This is a genomic window from Aeromonas sp. OTU364 (assembly GCF_038440395.1).
GTDB lineage: Bacteria > Pseudomonadota > Gammaproteobacteria > Enterobacterales > Aeromonadaceae > Aeromonas.
The window spans coordinates 310,998-335,272 of the sequence record NZ_JASATR010000001.1 but is presented as its reverse complement, the minus strand read 5'-3'; the positions used below and the strand labels follow the sequence as shown (position 1 = coordinate 335,272).

Genomic DNA, 24,275 nt, shown 5'->3' with positions numbered 1-24,275 from the left:
ATGCAAGCGCGCCTCTCACGCCACCCACAAGGAGGTAATTCAAGGGGTTGACCTTCCTCTCATCCCGGCAAAAATCGGCTTTCCCCCGCGTTCCTGCGCGATCCGCCTGCCCATACGGACGGATTTTTGGGATAATCCGCCCCCTATACACCAGAGAGGTCATGATGATGGGATTCGATACCGGTGCACTCCTCCCCTTGGACAAGGCCCTGCAAGGGATGCTGGAACAACTCGGCTGCCGCTGCGAGACGGAGCAGTTGCCGCTGCCCCAGGCGCTGGATCGGATACTGGCCGAGGAGATAAGCTCCCCCCTGTCGGTGCCCCCCTTCGACAACGCCGCCATGGACGGCTATGCCGTGCGCCTGGCGGATCTCGCCGCCGGCGCCCCGCTCCTCGTCGCGGGCAAGGCCTTCGCCGGCCAGCCCTATGAGGGCGAATGGCCGGCCGGTCACTGCATCCGCATCATGACCGGCGCCCCTGTGCCGGCGGGCACGGAGGCGGTCGTGATGCAGGAAGAAACGCAGGAAGGCGGCAACGGGATCACTTTTCTGACGACTCCCTTCCCTGGCCAGAACATCCGCCGCCGGGGCGAGGATCTGGCGCAAGGATCGCAAGTACTGGCCAGCGGCCTGCGTCTCAGTCCCCGGGAGCTGCCGCTGCTGGCCTCCTTGGGCATCGCCACGGTGACGGTGCGCCGTCCCCTCAAGGTGGCCATCTTCAGCACGGGGGACGAGCTCAAACCCCTGGGCACTCCCCTCGCCCACGGCGACATCTATGACTCCAACCGTTACGGGGTCAAGGCCATGCTGACCCGCATGGGCATAGAGTGCCTGGATCTTGGCATCATCCCCGACGATCCGGCCGCCCTGCGCGCCGCCTTCCAGCAAGCTGACCGCGAGGCGGATGCCCTGATCACCACGGGGGGCGTCTCGGTGGGGGAGGCGGACTTCACCAAGCAGTTGCTGGAGGAGCTTGGCGAAATAGGTTTCTGGAAGCTCGCCATCAAGCCGGGCAAGCCCTTTGCCTTCGGCCGCCTGCCAAACGCCTGGTTCTTCGGCCTGCCGGGCAACCCCGTCTCCGCCATGGTCACCTTCGATCAGCTGGTGCAACCGGCGCTGGCCAGGCTGGCCGGCCACCACTTCGCGCGCCCCCTGCCGCTGCAGGCCATGGCGGCCGAGCCCCTCAAGAAGGCGCCGGGGCGCCTGGACTTCCAGCGCGGCATCCTGAGCCAGGGGCCTGACGGCCTGGTGGTGCGCAGCACCGGCTCCCAGGACTCCGGGGTGTTCAGCTCCCTGTCCCGGGCCAACTGCTACATAGTGCTCGAGCAGGAACGCGGCAAGGTGGCCGCCGGTGAGACGGTCACCGTCGAGCCCTTCTCGGGGCTGCTGCTGTGAGCGAGATCCTGAGCGATGCCGAGCTCCTTCGCTACAACCGCCAGATAGTGCTCAAGTCTTTCGACTTCGAGGGGCAGGAGGCGCTCAAGCAGGCCCGGGTGCTGGTGATAGGCGCCGGGGGGCTGGGCTGCGCCGCCAGCCAATATCTGGCGGTGGCCGGGGTCGGCCACCTCACCCTGGTGGATTTCGATTGGGTGGAGCTCTCCAATCTGCAGCGCCAGGTGCTGCACAGCGACGAGCGCATCGGCATGCACAAGGTGGACTCCGCCGCCAAGACGCTGCTGGCCCTCAACCCCTGGCTAGAGGTGGAAACCCACGCCCTCCTCGCCGACGAGGCGCTGCTCGATGCCCTGCTGCCAGAGCACCAGCTGGTGCTCGACTGCACCGACAACGTCGCCATCCGCAATCTGCTCAACCAGCGCGCCCGCCGGCACAGGGTGCCCCTGGTGTCCGGCGCCGCCATCCGGCTGGAGGGGCAGCTCTGCAGCTTCACCTGGCAGGAGGACGAACCCTGCTACGCCTGCCTGAGCGCCCTCTTTGGCGAGCAGTCCCTGACCTGTGTCGAGGCCGGGGTGCTGGCCCCCGTGGTCGGTCTGGTAGGCAGCCTGCAGGCGCTGGAGGCCATCAAGCTCTTGGCAGGCATGGGCAAAAGCCACAGCGGCCGCCTGCTGATGATCGACGGCCTGGGTGGCAGCTTTCGCGAGCTGAAGCTCCCCAAGCGCCCGGACTGCCCGGTCTGCTCCCAGCCCTGAGCGGCAAACCGCGCCCACAAAAATGCCGAACCCAGGGGTTCGGCATTTTTGTGCCCATACAGGCTCAGTGAGTCGCCAGGATCCGCTGCAACAGATGATTGAACCCGGCGGGATCTTCCGCGGGCCAGGCGTGATGGCCCTCTGGGGTATGGATGCTGGCGTTGGGCAGGGAGGCGAACTGCTCCACCCGTTTGGCGAGCGGCAGGTAGTCGTGACTGGTGGAGATGATGGCCACCGGCTGCCAGAGGCTGCCGAGCCGGGCGCGCACCGACCAACCGGGCAGCGCCTCCAGCAGCGCCTTGTAGGTCTTTTTCTTGTTGCTGCGCACGAAACGCAGCCGGAAGGTGTGGCGCACCTGGGCGAGCTCGGGGCCGGGGAAGAGTTCGCGCCCCAGCCACCAGGCCAGCGGCCGCATGCCAAACCAGCGCAGCCACTTGAGGCGCATGGCATGGCGCTCCTGCTCCCTTGGCGTCTCCAGCAGAAACTCGCTGAAGCCGTTGACCAGCACCAGCCCCTGCACCTTGTGGGGCAGTCGCAGCGCCAGCTCCAGCGCCACCATGGCACCCAGCGACAGCCCCACCACCCAGGCGGGTTCCGGCTGCTCCTCGAGCCAGCGGGCCACGTCCGCCGCCAGGGTGGGCACATCGAAGGGGCCCTCCTGCATGCTCTGGCCGTGGCCGCGCAGATCCAGCGCCACCACCCGGTAGTGCTGGGAGAAGTGCTCGATCTGGGCCTGCCAGTCGAGGCTGGAGGAGCCAAGGCCGTGCAGCAGGAGCAGCAAGGGGCCCTCCCCCGCGCTGCGCAAGGCCAATCCATGGGATTTCATTACCTGGTTGCGACGCACCCGTGCTCTCCCTCTCGACTCGATAGCGGCCATTGACGGCCTTGCTGCCCATGCTGTGGCGACACGCCCCTCAGCCCTCTCCCACCAGGCTCACCGCCTTGATGTAAGCGTAGAGGCGCTGCCCCGGCACCAGCGCCAGCCGCTGCGCGGAGCGGCTGGTGATCCGGGCCAGCAGTATCTGCTGCCCCAGCGCCAACTGCAACAGGGTTTGCCCCGGCCTCACCTCCCGCGCCTCCAGCAGTCGGGTCTCGAGGCAGTTGGAGAGGCTGGAGTGCGCTATGGGGGCGGTGGCGATCACCAGATCCCGCCCCGCCACCTTGATCTGCAACTCCCCTGTCTCGTCGGGGGCATGCTCCATGGTGACCATCAGGCGCTGATCCCCGAGTTGCAGGGTCGCCATCTGCTCGGCGTCGTCGTAGTGGGCCAGGGTTGCCGTCAGCATGACACCGGCATCGTCGCGACTGGCGAGGGAGAGGTCGGTGCGGGCGAAGATCTCGCTCGGCCTGCCCTGCGCCTCCAGCCTGCCATCTGCCAGCAGCACCAGCTGATCGCAGAGCAGGCTCACCTCCTCCATGGCGTGGCTCACGAAGATCATGGGGATGCCGCTTTCGCGCTGCAACCCCTTGAGCACATGGGCCTGATGGATGCGGCTGCGGCTGTCCAGCGCCGAGAAGGGTTCATCGAGCAGCAGCAGATCCGGCTCTGCCAGCAGGGCCCGCCCCAGGGCCACCCGCTGGCGCTGGCCGCCGGAGAGGCCGTGGGCGGGCTGCCCCAGCAGATCGGCAAAGCCGAGCCGCTCCGCCAGAGCCTCGGGCTGCCAGCGCCCTCGCCCCTTGCCCGCCGCCAGCTGCAGGTTGCCGAGCACCGTCATATGGGGAAAGAGGCGGGAGTCCTGGAACACCAGCCCGATGCGGCGCGCCTCCGGCAGCAGGGCCGCCAGCTCCCGTCCCTGCCAGCGCAGGACATCCGAGGGCGCGCGGTCCAGCCCGGCGATGATGCGCAGCAAGGTGCTCTTGCCACAGCCGGAGGGGCCAAAGAGGCCGAGAATGCCACCAAGGGGCAGCGCCAGATCGCACGCCAGGGTGAAGCCGCCGAATGCACGACTGGCCTTGAGGTGCAGGCTCATCCGAACAACCTCCGCTGCCGGCGCTGCAGCACACCGTAGACCAGCACCAGCATCACCAGGGAGAAGCCCATCAGGCCGCCTGCCAGGTAGTGGGCATGCCGATAATCCATGGCCTCCACGTGATCAAACAGGGCGATGGAGAGCACCTGGGTCTCTCCGGGAATGTTGCCCCCTATCATCAGCACCACGCCAAACTCCCCCAGGGTGTGGGCAAAGCCGAGGGCCGCCGCCATCACGAAGCTCGGCAGCGTCATTGGCAAGATGATCTGAAAGAAGCGCTCAAGGGGCCCCAGCCCCAGGGTGGCGGCGGCCTCGAGCTCCTTGTTGCCTATGTTGACGAAGGCGGAGGTGAGCGGCTGCACCACGAAGGGGAGCGAATAGAGGATGGAGGCAAACAGCAGGCCGAGGAAGCTGAAGGCGAGCGGTGTCCCGAAGGTCTCCCGCCACCAGGCGCCGAGGCCGTACTCCGGCGAGAAGGCGAGCAGTAGATAGAAGCCGAGCACGGTCGGCGGCAGCACCAGGGGCAGCGCCACCAGGGCCTCCACCAGCGGCCGCAGCCGGTGCTGGCTGCGCGACAGCCACCAGGCAAGCGGCGGCGACAACAGCAGCAGGATGGCAGTGGTGCTGGCCGCCAGCTTGAGGGTGAGCCAGACCGCCAGCAGATCCCCTTCACTCATTGCCGACCTCCCGGTTGATAAATGCCCCCAACGGCATGGTATCCATCCTCATTGCAAAGAGTGGCCGACCCGAAGGCCGACCACTCAGGGTATCGCATCTGAACCATCCCCTTATCGGGGCAGGGCATAGCCTGCGGCCTTGATCTGCGCCTGACCGGGGCCCTTGAGCCAGGCCACCAGGGCATCGACTGCTTCCCCCTTCTTGAGGATCAGCCCCTGCTGCTCTATGGGGGGGTAGAAGCTGGCCGGTACCGCCCAGGCTTCGCCGGTCTTGCCCGCTTCCACCAGGTTGGCCCAGGCGACGAAGCCCAGCTTCGCATTGCCGGTGTCGACGAACTGCCAGGTCTGGCTGATGTTGGTGCCGGTCAGCACCCTGTATTGCTTGGGATCGAGCTTGAGGTAGGCCAGGGTTGCCATGGCGGCGGCGCCATAGGGGGCGGTCTTCGGGTTGGCGATGGCCAGCTCCCCCTGCCAGTTGCGCAAGGTGGCCTCGTCGGGGGCAGGTCCCCCCTTCTGCCACAGGCCGAGCTGGCCGATGGCGTAGGTGAAGCGACCGCTCCCCTTGCCCTCCGCTTCCAGTTTTTCAGGAGTGGCCACGTCGGCAGAGAGGAAGAGATCGAAGGGGGCGCCGTGGGTGATCTGGGTGTAGAGCACCCCGGTGGCTGCCGAACTGATGACGACGCTGTGGCCTGTCTTGGTGGTGAACTCCTTGCCGATGCGCTCTAGGGTGCCCTTGAAGTTGGCGGCCACCGCTACCCTGACTTCATCGGCCCGAGCGGCCCCGCTGTGCAAGGCGCCGGCCACGAGGCCGAGCAACACCACGGACAACTGTTTCTTCATTCCCTGTCTCCTTGAGGCTCCGGCGAACCCGAAGCAAGTGGTGGCGAGCGCCAGCGGGCACTCCCCTGTCATCGAACCGGGCTGGCTAGGGCGCTTGCCGCCAGCGGGCGGCGGCGTCGTCATCGCTCGCCTTGGCCTCGACCCAGCGTTGAATCCCCTCGGCGGTCAGCTCTTTTTTCCAGAACGGTGCCCGGGTCTTCAAAAAATCCATGATGAAGTGGCAGGCCTCGAATGCGGCGTCCCTGTGGGCGCTGCTCACCGCCACCAGCACGATCTGATCCCCGAGCAGCAGATCGCCGATTCGGTGGATCAGGGTGCACTCCTGCAGCGGCCAGCGGCCACGGGCCTCTGTGACTATGTCCGTCAGGGCCTTCTCGGTCATGCCGGGATAGTGCTCGAGGGAGAGCCCCTTCACCGCATCCCCCTGATTGACGTCGCGCACCTTGCCGACGAAGGTGACGATGGCGCCGCTGTCATGGCGGGCAGCGAGGCGCTCATACTCCTCCCCCAGGGAGAAGTCGGCCCGCTGCACCAGGATGCGGTCTGTGGTATTGGCAATAGACATGGCTCAGCCTCCGGTCACCGGGGGGAAGAAGGCGACTTCATCGCCATCATTGAGCGGCGTATCGAGCGGCACCAGGGTCTGGTTCACCGCCACCAGCAGCTTGCCCGATTCGAGCGCCAGGGCCCACTTGTCGCCGCGCTTGCACAAGGCCCCACGAAGCGCTTCGGCCGTGGGATAGTCGCTGGGCAGGCAGAGCTCGTCGCAGCCCACCAGCTCCCTTACTTGCGCAAAAAACAGTACCTTGATCATGCTTTCTCTCCTGCCTGGGAGCCCAGCTGGAAGTGGCCGGACTTGCCGCCCTTCTTCTCCACCAGCCTGACGTGCTCGATCACCATGTCCTTTTGCACCGCCTTGCACATGTCGTAGATGGTCAGCGCCGCCACGGACGCCGCGGTGAGCGCCTCCATCTCCACCCCTGTCTTGCCGGACAGCTTGCAGAGGGTACGGATATGGACCCTATTGTGCTCGGGCTGGGCCTCAATCTCTACCTCCACCCGGGTCAGGGCCAGAGGGTGGCAGAGGGGAATGAGATCGGCGGTCTTCTTGGCCGCCATGATGCCGGCGATGCGGGCGGTGGCGAACACGTCCCCCTTGTGGTGCTGACCGCCGAGGATCAGGGCCAGGGTCGCGGGGGCCATGGTCACGAAGGCCTCGGCGCGGGCCTCCCGCTGGGTGACCTGCTTGTCGGTGACATCCACCATGTGGGCTTCGCCGCTCTGGTTGAGATGGGTCAGGTTCATCTATTCCCCTATCGAAAAACAAGATGGATAATCGAGAGAAACTCCCGAGATCATAGATGGGACACGAAGTTGCACGGCCTGGTGCGGGCGTCCAGCTGATCCCGGATGAGCTGCTCCCAGCCGAGCTGGCAGGCGCCGGTGGAGCCCGGCAGGCAGCAGATCAGGGTGCGATTGGCGAGCCCCGCCAGGGCGCGGCTCTGCATGGCCGAGCCCTTTATCTCGGCGAAGGAGAGCTGGCGGAACATCTCGCCAAAGCCCTGTACGGTGCGCTCGAACAGCACCCCCACAGCTTCCGGCACCCGGTTCTGTTCATTGAAGCCGGTGCCGCCGTTGATCAACACCACCTGGACCGCCTCGTCGACGATCCACTGGCTCACCTGGGCCCGGATCCGGAACAGGTTGTCGGCGCACAGGGCCCGATCCGCGAGTTGGTGCCCCGCCTGGGTCAGAGCCGATACCAGATAATCCCCCGAGCTGTCGTCGGCGGCGGTGCGGCTGTCGGAGACCGTCAGCACGGCGATCTTGAGAGGGATGAATTCGCTGTTTTTGGGTGCCATGTTTCTGGATGCCATAGGACAAATCCTGTCAATCATTCATTGACCACGAGAGGAAGAAGAGGGGTACGCGTCGCCCGGCCATGCCGGTCGGTGAAAGCGCGCCGACAGGGGCGCCGCGTTGCCGGGAAGGGATTCTATCAAAAGATGTCTGGCGCAGGGGTTAAAAGGCCCATAAAAATCAAAGGCCATCGAAGCGGCGCTATCCGCTCCGATGGCCCGGCACCTTAGAACCCTTCCACGCCCTTCATGTCAGGCAGCTGATGAGCTATCCCCTTGTGGCAGTCGATGCAGGTATTCTGGCCGCTTGCCAGGTTAGTGGAGTGCATCTGGGCCGCCCGCCGCCCCTGCAGGGAGAAGTCCATGTACTCGAAGTTGTGGCAGTTGCGACACTCGCGGGAATCCGTCTCCTTCATCCGCTGCCACTCCCGCTCCGCCATCTCCCGGCGGTGGGATTCAAACTTCTCGCGGGTATCCACCTTGCCGGTCAGCATGCCCCACAGCTCCTTGGAGGCCTGCACCTTGCGAATGATCTTGTAGGTCCATTCGTGGGGCACGTGGCAATCCGGGCAGCTGGCGCGCACCCCGGAGCGGTTCGCATAGTGGATGGTGTCGCGGTACTCCACGAAGACGTTGTCCTTCATCTCGTGGCAACCGGTGCAGAACTTCTCAGTGTTGGAAGCCTCCATGGCGGTGTTGAAGCCGCCCCAGAAGATGACACCGCCGAAGAAGCCCATCAGCAGCAGCACCCAGAGGGCCGCCTTCGAGGGGGACTTGAAGGTGGTCCACAGACGCTGGATAAAGCCGGGTAATTTCATCTGGGGGTCCCTCAGTTCAGCGCTTCAACTGGTTTAAACGTATTTTCCACCAGCGGCTTGGCATCCGCTTGCGGCACGTGGCACTGCAGGCAGAAGTAGCGACGGGGGGACACTTCGCCAAGGGTCATGCCGTCGCGGGTCTCGAAGTGCGTCGGGCTTATCTTGGGCGCCTTCATCTTGCTGGCGTTCTTGAAGCTGTGGCAGGCCAGGCACTTGTTGACCTTGTTGTCCACCTCGTAGTTGCGGGTATCGTGGGGGATCAGCGGCGGCTGATGCATGTACTGGCGATCATAGAGATCCCCATCCTTGCGGTAGTTCTTGAGCGGGGCGGCATCCGCCTCGGTAACCAGATCCGTGCTTCCCCGCTCCGACTTGATCCCCCCCGTGCTGTTGGTGATCTCGGGGGTGGCTGCCATCAAGGAGCCCGCCATCAGGCAGGCCAGCATTGCTCCAATCAGCTTTTTCATTATTTGTTCTCCGACGTTTTCTCTGCCTTGACGGCAAAACCTGTAGTGATTTCGAAAACTTGCTCCGCGCAGACATCGATGCAACGGCCGCAGTTGGTACACTCCTGAGCCACAATCAAGGGCCCGTGACCGCGCCTGGCCCCGTGAACCGGGCCGCGCAGGATGGGGCGCTCCGGGCAGACCGCATAACAATCCATGCAGTTGCTGCACCGCTCACGCCCCCTGGCAGAAATCTTGATAAACCCGACCCGGTTGACCAGGGCATAGAAGGCCCCCACCGGACAGAGATGACCACACCAGCCCCGCTCCACCACGAACAGATCGAACAGGAACAGGGCCACCAGCAGACCCCAGCCCGCCCCCATGCCAAACAGCAGGCCGCGCATGGCCAAGGAGACCGGATTGACCAGCTCCCACACCAGCACGCCGGTGATGGCGGGGGCCACCAGCACCATGGCCAGCAGCCAGTAGCGGGTGTTGCGGTTGAACTGGCCGTTGCCCTTGAGCCCGAGCCGGGCCCTGAGCCAGGCGGCGGCGTCCGTGACCAGGTTGACCGGGCAGACCCAGGAGCAGAACACCCGCCCCCCGACCAGCCAGTAACCGGCCAGCACTACTACAGCCCCGAGCCACAGGGTGGTGATGGGCCAATGGCCCGCCGCCACCGACTGCAGCAGGGTGAGCGGATCCGAGAGGGGCACCGTCTCCAGCAGCAGGGAGCTGGAGAGGTTGCCCTTGAGGATCCAGACCCCCGCGAGCGGCCCCAGCAGGAAGAGCCCCAGCACGCCGAACTGGCAGAGACGGCGCAGCAGCAGGAAGCGGTGGGCGCGCCACCACCCCAGCCTGGCGCTGGCCTCGGCCCCCGGATAACGACTCATAGCCCCTCCGGTTTGCGGGTCGGCAGGGTGAGTCGCTCACCGATGAGGGACTTGCCCGCCTTGGCCTTCTCTTCCCAGCCGAGCCGGTAGTGATGACCGAGTTCACCCTTGGCAAGCCCGCGGGGCACCACCTTGATGGCCGCCGTCTCCAGCACGCAGGCGTGCTCGCACTTGCCGCAGCCGGTGCACAGATCGCTGTGTACCGTGGGCAGGAACATGGCGTGCTTGCCGGTGCGCGGATTGCGTTGCAGTTCGAGGGTGATCGCCTTATCTATCAGCGGGCAGACCCGATAGCAGACATCGCAGCGCAGCCCCAGGTAGTTGAGGCAGGTCTCGTGATCGATGAGCACCGCCACCCCCATGCGCGCCTGATCGATGTCGGTCATCCCCTGATCCAACGCCCCGCTCGGGCAGGCCGCCACGCAGGGGATGTCGTCACACATCTCGCAGGGGACGGCGCGCGCCTCGAAATAGGGGGTGCCCGTGGTCACGGGATCCAGCAGCCGGGCGAGCTTGAGGGTGTCGTAGGGGCAGGCCAGGGCGCAGAGCCCGCAGCGCACGCAGGCACCGAGGAAGTCAGCCTCCCCCAGCGCCGCCGGCGGCCGCAGTGCCTGGGCGGGCACCGCCTGCGCCTGCTGGCGGGCCACAGTGCCAAGCCCTGCCCCAAGCAGGCCCACGGAGCAGGCCCCCTTGGCAAGGTCGGCCAGGAACTGGCGACGGCTGCGACTCATCCCCCCGGCCCCGCCTTACGCCTTCATGACCTTGACGGCGCACTTCTTGTAATCCGTCTCTTTGGAGAGGGGATCCGTGGCGTCCAGGGTCAGCTTGTTGACCAGCTGGCTCGCATCAAAGAAGGGCATGAACACCAGGCCTTTGGGCGGACGGTTGCGGCCGCGGGTCTCGACGCGGGTCTTCACCTCGCCCCGGCGGGAGGCGACGATCACCTCTTCACCACGGCGCACACCGCGGGCCTTGGCATCTTCCGGGTGCATGAAGAGCACCGCATCCGGGAAGGCGCGATAGAGCTCGGGGACCCGGCGGGTCATGGTGCCGGTGTGCCAGTGCTCCAGCACGCGACCGGTGGAGAGCCACATGTCGTACTCTTTATCCGGAGCCTCGGCGGCAGGCTCGTAAGGCAGCGCGAAGATCACCGCCTTGCCGTCCGGCTTGCCGTAGAATTTCACCCCCTCCCCCGCCTTCACATAAGGGTCGAACCCTTCGCGATAGCGCCACAGGGTCTCCTTGCCGTCCACCACGGGCCAGCGCAGGCCGCGCGCCTCGTGGTACTGATCGAAGGGCGCCAGATCGTGGCCGTGACCGCGACCGAAGGAGGCGTACTCCTCGAACAGCCCCTTCTGCACGTAGAAGCCGAAGTGTTCCGCCTCGTCGTTCAGCGCCCCCTTGCTCTGCTCTTTCGGGAACTGGTTCACCTGACCGTTGGCATAGAGCACCTCGAACAGGGTCTTGCCCTTCACTTCCGGCATCTTGGCGATAAGCTCAGCCGGCCACACCTCTTCCACGGTGAAGCGCTTGGAGAACTCCATCAGCTGCCACAGGTCGGACTTGGCCCCTTCCGGCGCCTTCACCTGCTGGTGCCAGAACTGGGTGCGGCGCTCGGCGTTGCCATAGGCACCCTCTTTCTCCACCCACATGGCGGTGGGCAGGATGAGGTCAGCCGCCTGCGCCGTGACGGTCGGGTAAGGGTCGGAGACCACGATGAAGTTGGCCGGGTTGCGATAACCGGGCAGCCCCTCCTCGTTCATGTTGGGACCGGCCTGCATGTTGTTGTTGCACATCACCCAGTAGGCGTTGAGCTTGCCGTCTTTGAGCATGCGGTTTTGCAGCACGGCGTGATAACCCACCTGCTCGGGAATGGTGCCTTCCGGCAGCTTCCAGATCTTCTCGGCGATGGCGCGGTGCTTGGGGTCGGTGACCACCATGTCGGCGGGCAGGCGGTGGGCGAAGGTGCCCACTTCCCGCGCGGTGCCGCAGGCGGAGGGCTGGCCGGTCAGGGAGAAGGGACCCGAGCCCGGGGTGGAGATCTTGCCGGTCAGCAGGTGGATGTTGTAGCAGAGGTTGTTCGCCCAGACGCCACGGGTGTGCTGGTTGAAGCCCATGGTCCAGTAGGAGACCACCTTCTTGTCCGGATCCGCATAGATCTGGGCCAGTTTTTCCAGCTTCTCCTTGGAGACGCCGGAAAGCTTGGCCACGGAGTCGACGTCGTAATCCGCCACGAACTTCGCGAAGTCGTCGAAGCTCATGGGGGTGGAGTCGCCGCTGTCCGGGTTCTTGGCCTTCTGCTGCGTCGGGTGAGTCGGGCGCAGGCCGTAGCCGATGTCGGTGACGCCCTTGCGGAACTGGGTGTGTTTGTTGACGAAGTCCCAGTTCACCTTGTCGTTCTGGATGATGTAGTTGGCAATGTAGTTGAGGATCGCCAAGTCGGTCTGGGGCGTGAACACCATGCCGTTGTCCGCCAGCTCGAAGCTGCGGTGCTCGAAGGTGGAGAGCACGTGCACCTGCACATCCGGGTTGGAGAGGCGGCGATCGGACATCCGTGACCAGAGGATGGGGTGCATCTCGGCCATGTTGGAGCCCCAGAGCACGAAGGCGTCGGCCTGCTCGATGTCGTCGTAGCAGCCCATGGGCTCATCCATGCCGAAGGTGCGCATGAAACCGACCACGGCGGAGGCCATGCAGTGACGGGCGTTGGGATCCAGGTTGTTGGTGCGCAGGCCCGCCTTCATCAGCTTGGCGGCGGCATAGCCTTCCCAGACGGTCCACTGGCCGGAGCCGAACATGCCGACCGCGGTCGGTCCCTTCTCCTTGAGGGTGGCCTTGAACTTCTCGGCCATGATGTCAAACGCCTGATCCCAGCTGATGGGGGCGAAGTCGCCATTCTTGTCGAACTTGCCATTGGTCATGCGCAGCATGGGCTGGGTCAGGCGATCCTCGCCGTACATGATCTTGGAGAGGAAGTAGCCCTTGATGCAGTTGAGGCCACGGTTGACCGGCGCATCGGGATCGCCCTGGGTCGCCACGACGCGGCCGGCCTGGGAGCCCACCAGCACGGAGCAGCCGGTGCCGCAGAAGCGGCAGGGCGCCTTGTCCCAGGTGATGGCAGTCTTGTCGGTGCTGGTAATAAGGTTCGCCGCCAGGGTGGGGGCACTGACTCCGGCCACGGCAGCGGCTGCCGCCACCGCATTGGCCTTCATAAAGTCGCGTCGACTCAGCTTCATGACATATCCTCGCATTGCTTAATCACATCAATGACAGCCATTGTCACGAGCCGCGCTGGCTCAGCGTCATGGCGCTTTATTGCTATACATCGGGCATCGCGAACCGCGCGGCCCAGCCTCGTGGCGCTATTCCCTGCCCTCGGCTTCGACTTCATCAAACTGGTGGTAGATCAGGGCGGCGGAGAGTACACCCGGCATGGCATTGATCGCATCGATGGCCGCCATGATGGGGCGCTGGCTGGGCCCTTCCAGGGTCACCACCAGCTTGCCTTCGTCGCTGACGGCATGGATCTCGGCTCCGTCCAGGGCCGCAATCTGCTCTGCGAGCCGGTGGCGCAAGGGGGGCTGGGTCAGTACCACCAGGCTGGATACATGGAACTCTTCTCGGGTCATATGGTTGTTTTCCAACTTGCTCATCCCTTGCTTCATGTGGCCGATCCCTCATGGGGGGCGCCCACCCTGATACTGCCGACCGGACAATCCGCCACGCAGGCACCACAGCCATTGCACGACTCGGTATGGATGCTGGGGGTGGGTACTCGCCCCAGCTGAGGAGAAAAACGGATGGCCTGCTGCTCGCAGCTGTCCTGACAGCGCTGGCAGAAGACCTGGGCACTGGCCAGGCAACCGGCTTCGATGTGAGCCACATAGTCCCAGGGCGTCTGGGTCGTCGGCCTGAACACAGGAGCCTGGCAGGCGCTGACGCATTCGCCACAGAAGGTACACTCGCCACGCTGGAAATCCACCGTCGGGAAGCCGCCATCCCCCTTGATCAGGATCTGCTCCGGGCAGGCCGTCAGGCAGTCGCCACACCGGGTGCAATCGGCCACGAAGTCGGTCCAGGAGACGGACCAGGGCAGTTGCACCTCGGGTCTGGGCGCGCTCAGTCGTCCTCGAAACAGACTGCGGCGGGACAGATTGACCCCATCAGGCATATCAATTCCTCTTCACAGGACAGAATTCGAGCGCGGAACCAGTGACTGGCATTTTTAATACCAATTATAAGCGTGGGTGTATATTGCGACTCTCACAAGTCCAGTGATATACCACCAGGGAGATAAACAGGGGGGATTATTGCGCTGGATCAAACCCTTGGCGCAATAAGGCAGCAGAGGGGCAAGGTAAATTACCCCTATGTGAGGATTGCTTATTAATCGATGGCTATTTTGCCCTGACGGCCGGCACTCAGCCGCCGATGGAGGCGAGATGGGGGGTCATGCCGGCATTGCCCTCGTGCAGACGATGGGTGGCGGCCTTGCCGGTGAGCGCCTGGCGGATCCGCAGTTGCAGGGCCTCCTGCTGACTGTCGTCACTGAGCAGATCCCGCAGCTCCACCCCGTTGTCACCGAACAGACAGAGGTGCAGCTTGCCCACGGAGGAGACTCTCAGCCGATTGCAACCGGCGCAGAAGTCCTTGCTGTAGGGCATGATGAGCCCGACGCCCCCCTGTGATTCGGGGTGCATGAACACCTGGGCCGGGCCGTCGTCCACCGCGCGCAATTGCTGGATCCAGCCATTGCCAAGCAGTTGCGCCTTGATGAGCTCGCCGCTGGTGTGGTGGTCGCGAAACAGGTTGTCCATCTCCCCGGTCTGCATCAGCTCGATGAAGCGCAGCTCGATGGGCTTGTGCCTGATCCAGGCCAGAAACTGATCCAGTTGCTGGTCGTTGAGCCCCTTGAGCAGCACCGCATTGATCTTCACCGACTTGAAGCCGGCGGCCAGTGCCGCCTCTATTCCCTCCATCACCTCCGCCAGCTTGTTCTCGCCGGTGATCTGGTGAAACTGGCGTGGATCCAGGCTGTCGACACTGACATTGAGGGCATTGAGTCCGGCATCGAACCACTCCCGGGCGCGCTCCTTCAAGCGGTAGCCATTGGTGGTCATGGCCACCTTCTCGATGCCGGGGGTATTGGCCACCGTCTCTATGATGGCGGTGAAGTCACGGCGCAGGGAGGGCTCCCCCCCGGTCAGGCGCACCTTGCGGGTACCCATGGCGGCGAAGCCCGAGACGATGCGGCGGATCTCCTCCAGGGAGAGAAACGACTTGCGCCCCTCCCTGTTTCCATCCGGGGGGCGATAACCGTCCGGCAAACAGTAGGTACAACGGAAATTGCACACGTCGGTAATCGACAGGCGCAAATAGTAAAAACGACGGGAAAAACCATCTTCAAGTGGCAACATAAACACCTTTCCAAATACGGGAGGCCAGGGCATTTCTTTCCTGACCCTTTCAGCTCGAACGACGGCTGACGGCGTTTTCCCCCTATCTCAATGACTTAGGCAAAAACGCTCGGAGTTCATCTAGTTTTTCGATGCTAGCACATGTTGGAGTACACTCCCATGCTACTTTGTGGGGTCTTTGTCTGATCTGAAGGAAGCCAATCGGCATGGGAAAGTGGTTCAAAGTACACTCGGTCAGCAGCGCCATCGGCCGCTCCATGGTGCTGATCCTGTTCATGGCCAGCCTGATCGCCGTGGTGGCCATGGTCACTCTCTTCTACTCGGTACCCGACGCCAAGGCGATCAACCTGTCGGGCTCATTGCGGATGCAGGCCTATCGCATGGCCTACGAGATCGAGAAGGATCAGGCCGTCCTCGGCCGGCTCGACCAGTTCGAGCAGACACTCCATGCCTCCGAGTTGCAGGAGACCCAGCGCTGGATCACCCCCGCCTCCCTGCGCCGCACCTATGGCGAGGTGCTGCTGCAATGGCAGATGATGCGCGAGCACATCGAGAATGCGACCCCCAGCCGCTACACCGACAACACGGAACAGTTCGTCGCCGCCATCGATGACTTCGTCAACCAGATGCAGTATCACGTGGAGTTCAAGGTGCGCATGCTGGCCCTGGCGGAGGGGCTGGGCTTGCTCGCCATCATCACCATCGCCTGGTTCACGGTGCGTTTCACCCGCCAGCAGGTGGTGGCCCCCCTCAATCAGCTGGTCCATTGCGCCCGCCAGATCCAGCGCCAGGAGTTCGACCTGACCCTGCCCCCCCACTGCGAAAACGAGTTGGGGGAACTGTCCGGCGCCTTCGCCACCATGGCGGACGAGCTCGGCAAGCTCTATCGGGAGCTGGAGAGCAAGGTGGAAGAGAAAACCGCCAAGCTGCAGCAGGCGAACGACACCCTCTCCTTCCTCTATTCCACCGCCCAGAAGCTGCATGCGGCGCCACTGAGCCGGCGCACCCTACAGAAATTGCTGGAGCGGGCTGCCGCCCATCAGCACATCGACCATATCCGCCTGACCCGCTTCGAGCACAACGCCATGCCGGTCTACATCACAGGGCGCACCGGCTGGCCAGGAGATCTGGAGGCCGTGGTGAGCTTCTATCTGCAGATGGATGAGGAGGAGTACGGCCGGCTCGACATGATAAGCGCACACCCCATCGACGAGCGGCTGATGAAGAACTTCTCCATGTTGCTGGCCCAGGTGCTGCACAAGGATCAGACCCTGCTGCAACACCAGCGCCTGCTCTTGATGGAGGAGCGGGCCGTCATCGCCCGCGAGCTGCACGACTCGCTGGCGCAGGCGCTCTCCTACCTCAAGATCCAGTCCACCCTGCTCAAGCGCTCCGTCGCCAAGGGGGATAATGGCAAGGCCAAGGCCGCCATGGAGCAGATAGACGAAGGGCTCAGCAATGCCTACACCCAGTTGCGCGAGCTGCTCGGCACCTTCCGCCTCAGCATTGGCGACGCCAACCTCGGCGAAGCCATCGGCGTCATGCTGGAGCAGCTCAAGCCCCAGACCCGGGCCGAGATCAGGCTCCAATACGGACTGACCGATACGGATCTCGAGGCGGGGCAACACATTCACATCCTGCAACTGATCCGTGAGGCAGTGCTCAATGCCATCAAACATGCCTGCGCCCAGCGCATTGACGTTAGCTGTGAGACCCTGGCTGATGGTAACATCCAGGTTCAGATTGCAGATGATGGTGTCGGAATAGGGGGCGCAAGCTCGGCGGTGAATCACTACGGTCTCAGCATCATGAACGAGCGTGCCAGCAAGTTGCACGGTCAGTTGACCATCAGTGAACCGTCCTCCGGGGGCACCCGTGTACACCTGACCTTTCCCACCAGCCTAACAAGAGACGCCTGATGGACGAGATGAAATATAGTGTTCTGGTCGTAGATGACCATCCCCTGATGCGCAAAGGCATTGTGCAACTGCTGGAGCTGGAAGATAACATCGAAGTGATAGGCGAGGCTTCTAACGGCACTGACGCCGTAGCCATGGCCAAGGAGTCGGAGCCGGATCTCATCCTGCTCGATCTCAACATGAAGGGCTTGTCCGGCCTCGATACCCTCAAGGCCCTGCGCGCCGAAGAGGTCACCTCCCGGGTGGTGATCCTGACCGTTTCCGATGCCCGCCAGGACGTGGTTGCCCTGCTCAAGGCCGGCGCCGATGGTTACCTGCTCAAGGACACCGAGCCCGACATGCTGCTGGGCCAGCTGGCCGATGTCATGACCGGCAAGCAGATCCTGAGCGAGCCGCTGCGCCCCTACCTCGAGAACATCTACGAGCTGGATCACCTGCAGCAGAAGCTGGAAAGCTTGACCCGCCGCGAGATGCAGATCATGCGCGAGATTGCCAAGGGTCTCTCCAACAAGCAGGTCGCCTCCGTGCTCCACATCTCGGAAGGCACCGTCAAGGTGCACGTCAAGAGCCTGCTGAAAAAGCTCGAGGCCCAGAGCCGGGTGGAAGCCGCCGTCATGTATCTGGAGCAGCGCAACTAAGCTCCCGTGACCTTCCCCTTCCCATGTCAGCCAGGGCCCCGCCATCCCGGGGCCTTTTGCTGGCTGCCTCCCTCGCTCCACATAACGTCACAGACCCCGCATCTTATTGAGAAAATGAATTATTATGTTCAGGAGACGGCACATGGAGGGCACAGGGCATGACATCCGAACAGATCGAGCTGGTACAGAGGGCCTGGGGCAGGGTCACCGCCCTGAACAACACCTATGTTCAGGAGGTATATGAGGAGCTGTTTCGGCTCTCGCCTGAATTGATCGACCTCTTTCCCGATCCTGCGGGAATGCCGGTCGCCAAGGTATCGGATACCCTGAATACGGTGATCACCAGCCTGGAGCAGCTGGATGCCTTGAGCTTCATCATCCGGGATCTCGGCAGGCGGCATCAAAAATTCAAGGTGCAGTCACACCAGTTCGACCTGTTGAAACAGGCATTGACCCTGGTGCTGGCACGACGGCTGGGAGAGCATTTCACGCCAGCGCTCTCCGATGCCTGGTCACAGATGTACGACGAGATTGCAGCCCTGATGCTGGAAGGGCTCAGTCAGCCCACCGAATCCGTCGCCTAGCCGCCTCGGCCATCACGCCCGAGAGAGAGTGCCGCTTAAGATGGTCGGCAGATACCCATTTTGCAGGGGAATCATTTGCATTATGCGAACGCAGCCCCATTCTGCAGATGGGGCATGTACGAGCCCCTGCAAAGCCACCTGAATCCCTTCCTGAGCTATCCTCTCCCTGCCCTTGAATCAAATCTTAATATCTTGATTACTAATGGATATTTAAATTATCGGCATCATTTTCCTGCCGTTCCTCCATTTTCCCCGAGCTCTGGCACAGTCACTGCATTGTCATATCCAGATGCAACTTATCGGAGGATGGAACATGAAACTTCAACACTTGGCGCTGTTCCCCTTGCCCTCACACATACTGCCGGGCGGGAAACTCCCCTTGCGTCTGTTTGAGCCTCGCCACCTGCAGATGCTCAAGGAGTCCTTCATCGAAGATCGCGGCTTTGGCATCGTGATGGAAGAGACCACCAGCACGGGCACCTGCGGACGCATACTGCCGGTCGGCACTCGCGTCAAGGTGACCGATTTCTATACCCTCAACGATGGCCTGCTCGGGGTCACCGTGCTCGGTCTGGAACGATTCTGCATCCATGAGCTGGAAACGGATGAATCCGGATTGCGCCACGCTCAGGTGGAAACCCTGCCCAACTGGCCGAGCGCCCACTCGGACTTCAGCGACAAGCAGCTGGTCAGCAGACTGCAGGAAGTATTTGAACAATATCCGGAACTGGATGAGCTCTACCCGGACAAGCAGTTCGACGACGCGGCCTGGCTCTGTCAGCGCTGGCTCGAAATCCTGCCCATGCCGATCTATGAGAAACAGATGTTGATTGCCAAACAGAACAGTGAAGCGGCGCGCCAGTTCCTGCGCCGACTGATCGCACAGTGAGTCAGAGAGTGAGTCAATACGTGATTTGCAAAACGCGAATATCCTGACCGGAAATTCTTACAATGAAAAGGCGGAATTCGCAATTTGCAATCACCGGTGGCGATAACAACAGATAACTCCGCTACCAGCCGCAAATAACAGGTCATGAAAAGTTGGCACGACTTTTTCATATAAGACCGTACAACCCGATTTATCCCGTGCTCTCTTCAGTATTTGCTGAAGAATTGGTCAACCACCAGGTTGACCATTTTTTTTACCCAAAATCTGGCTACGGGAGCCGGCAATGGCGTAGCAAACAGCTACGCAGCCGGGCCAGGCTGATGGGCTTGGCCAGAAAATCGTTCATCCCCTGGGCCAGACAACGCGCCCTGTCCTCCGTCATGGCATTGGCCGTCAGCGCCACTATGGGGACCTCGCACCCCATGGCACGCAAACGGCGGGTGGCCTCCAGCCCATCCATCTGCGGCATCCGCATATCCATCAGGATGAGATCCGGTCGCCGCTCGCCGACCTGGGCCAGCGCCTCCAGGCCATTGCTTGCAAGCCTCACCCGGCACACCAGCTTTTGCAGCATAAGTGACACCACCAGCTGATTGACCGGGCTGTCCTCCACCACCAGCACATCCAGATCCAGCATGGAGAGCCCCTCGATGGCGGGGCTGGTCGACGCGATGCAAGGTGAGGCCATCCCGGGCAACTCGAACCAGAAGCAGCTGCCCTGCCCGGGGGTGCTCTGCAGCCGGAGCTCCCCCCCCATGAGTTGCACCAGCCGCCGGCAGATGGCGAGCCCAAGCCCGGAGCCGGAGAAGCGACGGGTAGCCGAGCTGTCGACCTGATAGAACGGCTCGAACAGCAGTGCCTGATCCTCGGGGGATATGCCAATCCCGGTGTCGCTGACCGACACCCTCAGCCGTTCATCCTGCCATTCCAGCGCGAGCCGCACGCTACCGGCGGCGGTAAATTTCACCGCATTGCCGAGCAGGTTGCCGATCACCTGGGACAGGCGGACCGCGTCCCCCTGCAGATGAGACGGCACTTGCTCATCCAGCTGCCAATGCAGCGCTATGCCCTTGGCGCAGGCCTGCGCCTGCAGCGGCTCCACCAGGGCCCGGCACAGCTCGGCGGGTTGGAATTGCTCGCAGTGCAGGGCCAGGGTATGGGATTCAATCTTCGAGAAGTCGAGCACATCGTCGATGATGGTCTGCAGCAGATGGGCAGAGTGGGTGGCGTGACTGAGCAGGGTCTGTTGCGGGGTCTCGAGCCGGCCATGCTGCAGCAGATCCAGCATCCCCAGCACCGCATTCATGGGGGAGCGGATCTCGTGGGTCATCATGGCCAGGAACTGGGACTTGGCGCGGTTGGCACTCTCGGCCTCATCCCGTGCCCGCGCCAGCTCCTGCTCGCGGCGGATCTGGCTGCCTATCTCCCGCGCCGTGCCCCGATAACCGATGAAGGCGCCGCTGGCGTCATGGCAAGGCTCGGCATTGATCTCCATCCAGCAGGGGCCGCTCGCCAGCGTCACCTGGGCGCGCATCGCCCGCACCGGCAGATGGCGCGCTATCTGGTGCTGATACTTGCACCAGGCGGGATCCTCCTTGTCGTGGGCAAAGTCATAGAGGCTGCGCCCCGCCTGGCGAACCAACGCCTCCCCCTGGTAGCCGGGGGCGGAGACATAGCTCAGCCTGTGCTCGGGATCCGTCTCCCAGAACCAGTCGGACGCCATGGCGGCAAAGCTGCGAAAGCGTTGCTCGCTCGCCTGCAGCGCTAGGGTCTTGAGGTCGACCTGCTCCTGCAGGCGCGCCCGATAGGCGATGTTGACCAGCGCCTGGGAGATGAGCGGGCGACAACGCTGCATCGCCGCCTTGCTCTGGAGATCGAAGGTGCCCGCGGCATTGTGCCGGCAGATGAGCACCCCGGAGAAGCCCGGCGCCTGCAACCCCGTCATCATGACGCTGGCCCAGCCCGCCACCCCCGCCAGGGAGGCCAGCTCGGGCAACTGGGCCGGATCATAGATGACCAGGGTGTCACCTGCGATGGCGCGGGAGAAGAGTGGCGTCAGCGGCCAGGTGCGACCGACCTCCCCGGGTTGGGTGCTCAGATGGGTGCTGCCCCGCCCCCCATCCCAGGCAACCACGTCAGCCTGTTCGAAGCCGATGAAGGGCTTGAGCGCCAGAATGAGGCTGTCCAGCACCTGCTCCAGGCTCTTGGCCTGTGCCAGCGTCGCCACCCCGCACAGCAGGGCCTGTGACTCCTGACGGTATCTGGCCTCCCGCTCCCGGCAACGCATCAGCTCCACCAGCGTGGTTTGCAGCTTGTCGCCCAGGGTTTCGAGTTCGCTATTGCCTATCATCTTGTGTCCAGCACCTTGTCAGCTCTCGAGGAAGATTACGCTCGATACCATGAGGTTGCCATGCGCCAGCTCACCATGGGGCAATCGCCCCTGCTCGCCGAAGGTAAATGGCGTGATAAAGGGGATCTCCCCCAGCCGTTGGCTGAAATGGCCGACGACATCGCCGAGCGCGTCTCCCAGCGCCAGACGGCAGCCCGCGCAGAACACCACCAGGGCGCCGATGGGCTGCAGGTTCCCCGCCATGCCATATTCGGGTTCGATGCGTACCGCATTCAGGCTGCGCTGAAGCAGGCCCTCCTGACTGCTGTACATGAGTTGCAGGCGCTCCCCCAACCGGGTTTCGGTAAAGAGGCGCAACCCTTCCCGCTCCGTCACCGCCTCGGGGTGGGAGAGTTTGTAATAAGGCATCTCATCCAGGGTTCCGACCTGGCGGGCCAGCGGGGAGAGGGTCGTCTCCCGCAAAATGGGGCCCACAGGCCAGGGGAGCTGGCGCTCCGTCCAGCGGGCATAGACCCGGGCCGCAGGTTCATTGTCTATGGTCAGCACCTCGCGGCCCTCCAGCGCGGTAATGGTGCCATGGCGCTCGGTGGGCACATAACCCGAGTGGAACTGGAAGGCCAGCTGGCAATCGGGATAGAGCACAGCCACCACGCAGCCCTGGCGCCCCTCCCCCTCATCCCAGCACAGCTGCCACTCGCCGGTGACACCGTCGTCCGCCGCCGACCCGCCGACGACGGGAACCGTCGCCCCGAACTCGGCATCTATGCCCGCCAGCACAGCCTCTTCCTGCCCTGGGCTGGTGTGCAGCAGGATGAGTTGCGGCAACTCGCCGGGACGCCCGCCATCGGCGATGGCGCGGCGCAGCAACTGGCGCACATCCAGCTCGTCCCCTGCCTGACCGGCCACGCCGTAGGCTCCCTTGTCGTCATAGAGGGCCGCCACTGCCAGACTCCAGCCCAGCCGGCCATGATGGCCAGCCTGGGTCAGGATACCGCCACAGGAGCTGCACCCGATGAGCCGAGTTTGGGGAAAACGGGCCTTGAGCGCACGGCGCAGTACCGCGGCATCGTGTGCTTGGGTAAAATAGACCAGCAACAGCGACGGGGAATGAGGTGATTGAGCGAGCAACCGTTCAGCTATCTGTTGGGCGGCCAGCGGGGTCGTCTCGGCAAGAGAGTGAGCCGTCAGGAAGTTCAACACCATCTCCTAGTGGTATGTGATGCCGGGTCATCAAGCAAAAATCATACCTTTATCAAACAATTACCTGGCCAGGCGGACTAAACTGATGCGCACTGGCCTCCCACAGGATGACTGCATGTGGCAGAAAAATATCAATGACTTTGACCGGGTCGTCGCCATCGGCGGTGGTCACGGCATGGGTCGGGTGCTCTCTTCCCTCTCGTTTTTAGGCACTCGGCTGACCGGTATAGTCACCACGACGGATGACGGCGGCTCCACCGGGCGCCTGCGCAAGAGCCAGGAGTGCATCGCCTGGGGAGATCTGCGCAACTGCCTCAATCAGCTGGTGACCGAGCCCAGCATCGGCAGCCAGCTGTTCGAATACCGCTTCACGGGTCGCGGCGAGCTGGCGGGTCACAACCTCGGCAACCTGATGCTGCTGGCCCTCGATAACCTCTGTGTCCGCCCCCTGGATGCCATCCGGCTCATCAGCGACATGTTGCACATAGCGCCCAGCCTGCTGCCCATGTCCGAGCACCCCACGGATCTGTGTGCCCACACCGTCTGTGGCGATCAGATCCTGGGGGAAGTCTCCATCGATCAGCTCACCACGCCGCCACGGGCCCTGAGCCTGAACCCGGTCGTACCCGCCACCCGCGAGGCGATCGACGCCCTGAGCCAGGCCGACATGATCATTCTGGGGCCAGGCAGCTTCCTCACCTCCATCATGCCGCCCCTGTTGCTGAGCGAGGTCGCCGAGGCGATTCGCGGCAGCGGCGCCATCGTCGTCTTCATCAGCAATCTGGTGGCCGAAAACGGGCCGGCTGGCAAGCTGACGCTGTCCCACCAGCATCGCTGGCTGGAAGAGCGGATCGGTCAGGGCCGGATCGATGCCATCCTTGCCCCCGAATGCCATGGGGCTCCCGAGCTGCAGCATTGCCTGGTTCAGGCCAGTCTGGGTGAGGCGGCCCTGCCCCATCGCCACGATCGCCTCAAGCTTCGACAGGCGCTGGATGCGGTGATACTGAGCTGGTACGCAGAGCGTGACAAGGCGGGCTAATCCGCCAATGCGATCTAGTGATACTCGGCCAGATGGGAGAAGACCTGCGGCAGGGAGTGCTCGAGCTGTTCGAGCAGGCGAGCGGCCTCCTCCACATCCTCCCGGCGACAGGCAAGCTCAAGCGCCATCACCTGCTGATAGCTGGGCTCGGCACCGTAACTGCCACAGGAGGACTTCATGCTGTGGGCGAGGCGGGCCAGAGCGGTCCAGTCCCGCTGATCAAAGAGCGGCCTGAGCTGGGCGAGCTGCCCGCCCACCTCTTCGACAAACACCGAGATGACGACCGGCATCATGTCATGACCTATGTCATCCGCCAGTTGTCGCAGCACTTTCTGATCCAGCCACTCCATCTTCTCTTCCCTATGATGGTATTCAAACAGACCACAATATAGCCGACCCGCACACCGGCTGTCACCCGCGCTGCGACGAGAGCCGGTTGAAGCGGCTTGCCGCCATCAGAATGTGAGCCAGTTCAAGTTATCAACACGCAGTCCCAGGCAGGAAAGAGATAAATGTTGTCACAAAATTAACAATGACATAACAATGCAGGCCATGAGAATGATGCGGCTCAGCAACACCTCTCTCAT

At 63.4% G+C, this 24,275-nt stretch carries 26 protein-coding genes and 1 riboswitch; of the genes, 7 read left to right on the top strand and 19 right to left on the bottom strand.

Annotated features, from left to right (window positions below; genetic code table 11):
• The first annotated feature begins 167 nt into the window (after positions 1–167).
• Both moeA and moeB read left to right on the top strand, forming a co-directional pair.
• The gene (gene moeA / locus AAHB08_RS01615; protein WP_342058047.1) at positions 168–1,394 is read left to right on the top strand and encodes a molybdopterin molybdotransferase MoeA; all 1,227 of its coding nucleotides are present in this window, start codon (positions 168–170) and stop codon (positions 1,392–1,394) included.
• Complete coding sequence (gene moeB / locus AAHB08_RS01610) at positions 1,391–2,146, top strand: molybdopterin-synthase adenylyltransferase MoeB (RefSeq protein ID WP_342057899.1); 756 nt, start codon at positions 1,391–1,393, stop codon at positions 2,144–2,146. Before moeA ends, moeB begins: the two co-directional genes overlap by 4 nt.
• Positions 2,147–2,210: 64 nt before the next feature.
• Here the strand turns inward: moeB and AAHB08_RS01605 are convergent, their stop codons facing one another.
• The 16 genes from AAHB08_RS01605 to moaA all read right to left on the bottom strand — a co-directional run bounded on the left by AAHB08_RS01605 (position 2,211) and on the right by moaA (position 15,069).
• Positions 2,211–2,990: an alpha/beta fold hydrolase gene (locus AAHB08_RS01605; RefSeq protein ID WP_342057898.1), complete on the bottom strand. Its 780-nt coding sequence runs from the start codon at positions 2,988–2,990 to the stop codon at positions 2,211–2,213.
• Positions 2,991–3,060: 70 nt separating this feature from the next.
• Positions 3,061–4,116, bottom strand: a complete 1,056-nt coding sequence (modC, locus tag AAHB08_RS01600; RefSeq protein ID WP_342057897.1) for a molybdenum ABC transporter ATP-binding protein — start codon at positions 4,114–4,116, stop codon at positions 3,061–3,063.
• Positions 4,113–4,793 (bottom strand): molybdate ABC transporter permease subunit, encoded by a 681-nt coding sequence (modB, locus tag AAHB08_RS01595; protein WP_342057896.1) that lies wholly within the window; start codon positions 4,791–4,793, stop codon positions 4,113–4,115. Before modB ends, modC begins: the two co-directional genes overlap by 4 nt.
• Positions 4,794–4,904: 111 nt before the next feature.
• The gene (modA, locus tag AAHB08_RS01590) at positions 4,905–5,633 is read right to left on the bottom strand and encodes a molybdate ABC transporter substrate-binding protein (RefSeq protein WP_342057895.1); all 729 of its coding nucleotides are present in this window, start codon (positions 5,631–5,633) and stop codon (positions 4,905–4,907) included.
• Positions 5,634–5,718: 85 nt separating this feature from the next.
• Entirely contained in the window at positions 5,719–6,198 is a 480-nt protein-coding gene (gene moaE, locus AAHB08_RS01585) for a molybdopterin synthase catalytic subunit MoaE (protein WP_342057894.1), read from the bottom strand.
• Between the two features lie 3 nt (positions 6,199–6,201).
• Entirely contained in the window at positions 6,202–6,447 is a 246-nt protein-coding gene (moaD, locus tag AAHB08_RS01580) for a molybdopterin synthase sulfur carrier subunit (RefSeq protein WP_342057893.1), read from the bottom strand.
• The gene (moaC, locus tag AAHB08_RS01575) at positions 6,444–6,938 is read right to left on the bottom strand and encodes a cyclic pyranopterin monophosphate synthase MoaC (protein WP_139439293.1); all 495 of its coding nucleotides are present in this window, start codon (positions 6,936–6,938) and stop codon (positions 6,444–6,446) included. The genes moaD and moaC overlap by 4 nt, the downstream gene beginning before the upstream one ends.
• Before the next feature lie 50 nt (positions 6,939–6,988).
• Positions 6,989–7,495: a molybdenum cofactor biosynthesis protein B gene (moaB, locus tag AAHB08_RS01570; RefSeq protein WP_106887335.1), complete on the bottom strand. Its 507-nt coding sequence runs from the start codon at positions 7,493–7,495 to the stop codon at positions 6,989–6,991.
• Between the two features lie 224 nt (positions 7,496–7,719).
• Entirely contained in the window at positions 7,720–8,310 is a 591-nt protein-coding gene (locus AAHB08_RS01565) for a cytochrome c3 family protein (RefSeq protein ID WP_139439292.1), read from the bottom strand.
• Between the two features lie 11 nt (positions 8,311–8,321).
• Complete coding sequence (locus tag AAHB08_RS01560) at positions 8,322–8,777, bottom strand: nitrate reductase cytochrome c-type subunit (protein ID WP_139439291.1); 456 nt, start codon at positions 8,775–8,777, stop codon at positions 8,322–8,324.
• The gene (gene napH / locus AAHB08_RS01555; RefSeq protein ID WP_342057892.1) at positions 8,777–9,652 is read right to left on the bottom strand and encodes a quinol dehydrogenase ferredoxin subunit NapH; all 876 of its coding nucleotides are present in this window, start codon (positions 9,650–9,652) and stop codon (positions 8,777–8,779) included. The genes AAHB08_RS01560 and napH overlap by 1 nt, the downstream gene beginning before the upstream one ends.
• Positions 9,649–10,383, bottom strand: a complete 735-nt coding sequence (napG, locus tag AAHB08_RS01550; protein ID WP_342057891.1) for a ferredoxin-type protein NapG — start codon at positions 10,381–10,383, stop codon at positions 9,649–9,651. The genes napH and napG overlap by 4 nt, the downstream gene beginning before the upstream one ends.
• A 15-nt stretch (positions 10,384–10,398) precedes the next feature.
• Positions 10,399–12,888, bottom strand: a complete 2,490-nt coding sequence (napA, locus tag AAHB08_RS01545) for a nitrate reductase catalytic subunit NapA (RefSeq protein WP_247626832.1) — start codon at positions 12,886–12,888, stop codon at positions 10,399–10,401.
• 126 nt (positions 12,889–13,014) lie between these two features.
• A complete protein-coding gene (locus AAHB08_RS01540) occupies positions 13,015–13,305 on the bottom strand; it encodes a chaperone NapD (RefSeq protein WP_226989672.1) in 291 nt (96 codons plus the stop codon).
• Between the two features lie 8 nt (positions 13,306–13,313).
• Positions 13,314–13,823 (bottom strand): ferredoxin-type protein NapF, encoded by a 510-nt coding sequence (napF, locus tag AAHB08_RS01535; protein ID WP_342057890.1) that lies wholly within the window; start codon positions 13,821–13,823, stop codon positions 13,314–13,316.
• Between the two features lie 250 nt (positions 13,824–14,073).
• Positions 14,074–15,069 (bottom strand): GTP 3',8-cyclase MoaA, encoded by a 996-nt coding sequence (gene moaA, locus AAHB08_RS01530; protein WP_342057889.1) that lies wholly within the window; start codon positions 15,067–15,069, stop codon positions 14,074–14,076.
• Positions 15,057–15,196: riboswitch (molybdenum cofactor riboswitch) on the bottom strand. Its footprint overlaps the gene before it by 13 nt.
• Positions 15,197–15,275: 79 nt before the next feature.
• Between moaA and narQ the strand changes: the two genes are divergently transcribed.
• The 4 genes from narQ (at position 15,276) to AAHB08_RS01510 (ending at position 19,099) form a co-directional block, all read left to right on the top strand.
• A complete protein-coding gene (gene narQ, locus AAHB08_RS01525) occupies positions 15,276–16,988 on the top strand; it encodes a nitrate/nitrite two-component system sensor histidine kinase NarQ (protein WP_342057888.1) in 1,713 nt (570 codons plus the stop codon).
• Positions 16,988–17,626 carry a two-component system response regulator NarL gene (gene narL / locus AAHB08_RS01520; RefSeq protein ID WP_005325544.1) on the top strand — a complete coding sequence of 213 codons (639 nt, stop codon included), beginning with the start codon at positions 16,988–16,990 and terminating at the stop codon, positions 17,624–17,626. Before narQ ends, narL begins: the two co-directional genes overlap by 1 nt.
• A 158-nt stretch (positions 17,627–17,784) precedes the next feature.
• Positions 17,785–18,210 carry a globin domain-containing protein gene (locus tag AAHB08_RS01515; RefSeq protein WP_342057887.1) on the top strand — a complete coding sequence of 142 codons (426 nt, stop codon included), beginning with the start codon at positions 17,785–17,787 and terminating at the stop codon, positions 18,208–18,210.
• A 313-nt stretch (positions 18,211–18,523) separates the two neighbouring features.
• Positions 18,524–19,099 carry an LON peptidase substrate-binding domain-containing protein gene (locus AAHB08_RS01510; protein ID WP_139439283.1) on the top strand — a complete coding sequence of 192 codons (576 nt, stop codon included), beginning with the start codon at positions 18,524–18,526 and terminating at the stop codon, positions 19,097–19,099.
• A gap of 268 nt (positions 19,100–19,367) precedes the next feature.
• Here AAHB08_RS01510 and AAHB08_RS01505 read toward each other — a convergent pair whose 3' ends face one another.
• Together AAHB08_RS01505 and AAHB08_RS01500 are read right to left on the bottom strand one after the other, a co-directional pair.
• Positions 19,368–21,449: an ATP-binding protein gene (locus tag AAHB08_RS01505; RefSeq protein ID WP_342057886.1), complete on the bottom strand. Its 2,082-nt coding sequence runs from the start codon at positions 21,447–21,449 to the stop codon at positions 19,368–19,370.
• A gap of 18 nt (positions 21,450–21,467) precedes the next feature.
• Positions 21,468–22,652: an FIST signal transduction protein gene (locus tag AAHB08_RS01500; RefSeq protein WP_342057885.1), complete on the bottom strand. Its 1,185-nt coding sequence runs from the start codon at positions 22,650–22,652 to the stop codon at positions 21,468–21,470.
• Between the two features lie 112 nt (positions 22,653–22,764).
• Here AAHB08_RS01500 and AAHB08_RS01495 point away from each other — a divergent pair, with 112 nt between their 5' ends.
• A complete protein-coding gene (locus AAHB08_RS01495; protein ID WP_342057884.1) occupies positions 22,765–23,688 on the top strand; it encodes a gluconeogenesis factor YvcK family protein in 924 nt (307 codons plus the stop codon).
• Between the two features lie 14 nt (positions 23,689–23,702).
• Here the strand turns inward: AAHB08_RS01495 and AAHB08_RS01490 are convergent, their stop codons facing one another.
• Complete coding sequence (locus AAHB08_RS01490; protein WP_342057883.1) at positions 23,703–24,038, bottom strand: Hpt domain-containing protein; 336 nt, start codon at positions 24,036–24,038, stop codon at positions 23,703–23,705.
• Positions 24,039–24,275: the final 237 nt, after the last annotated feature.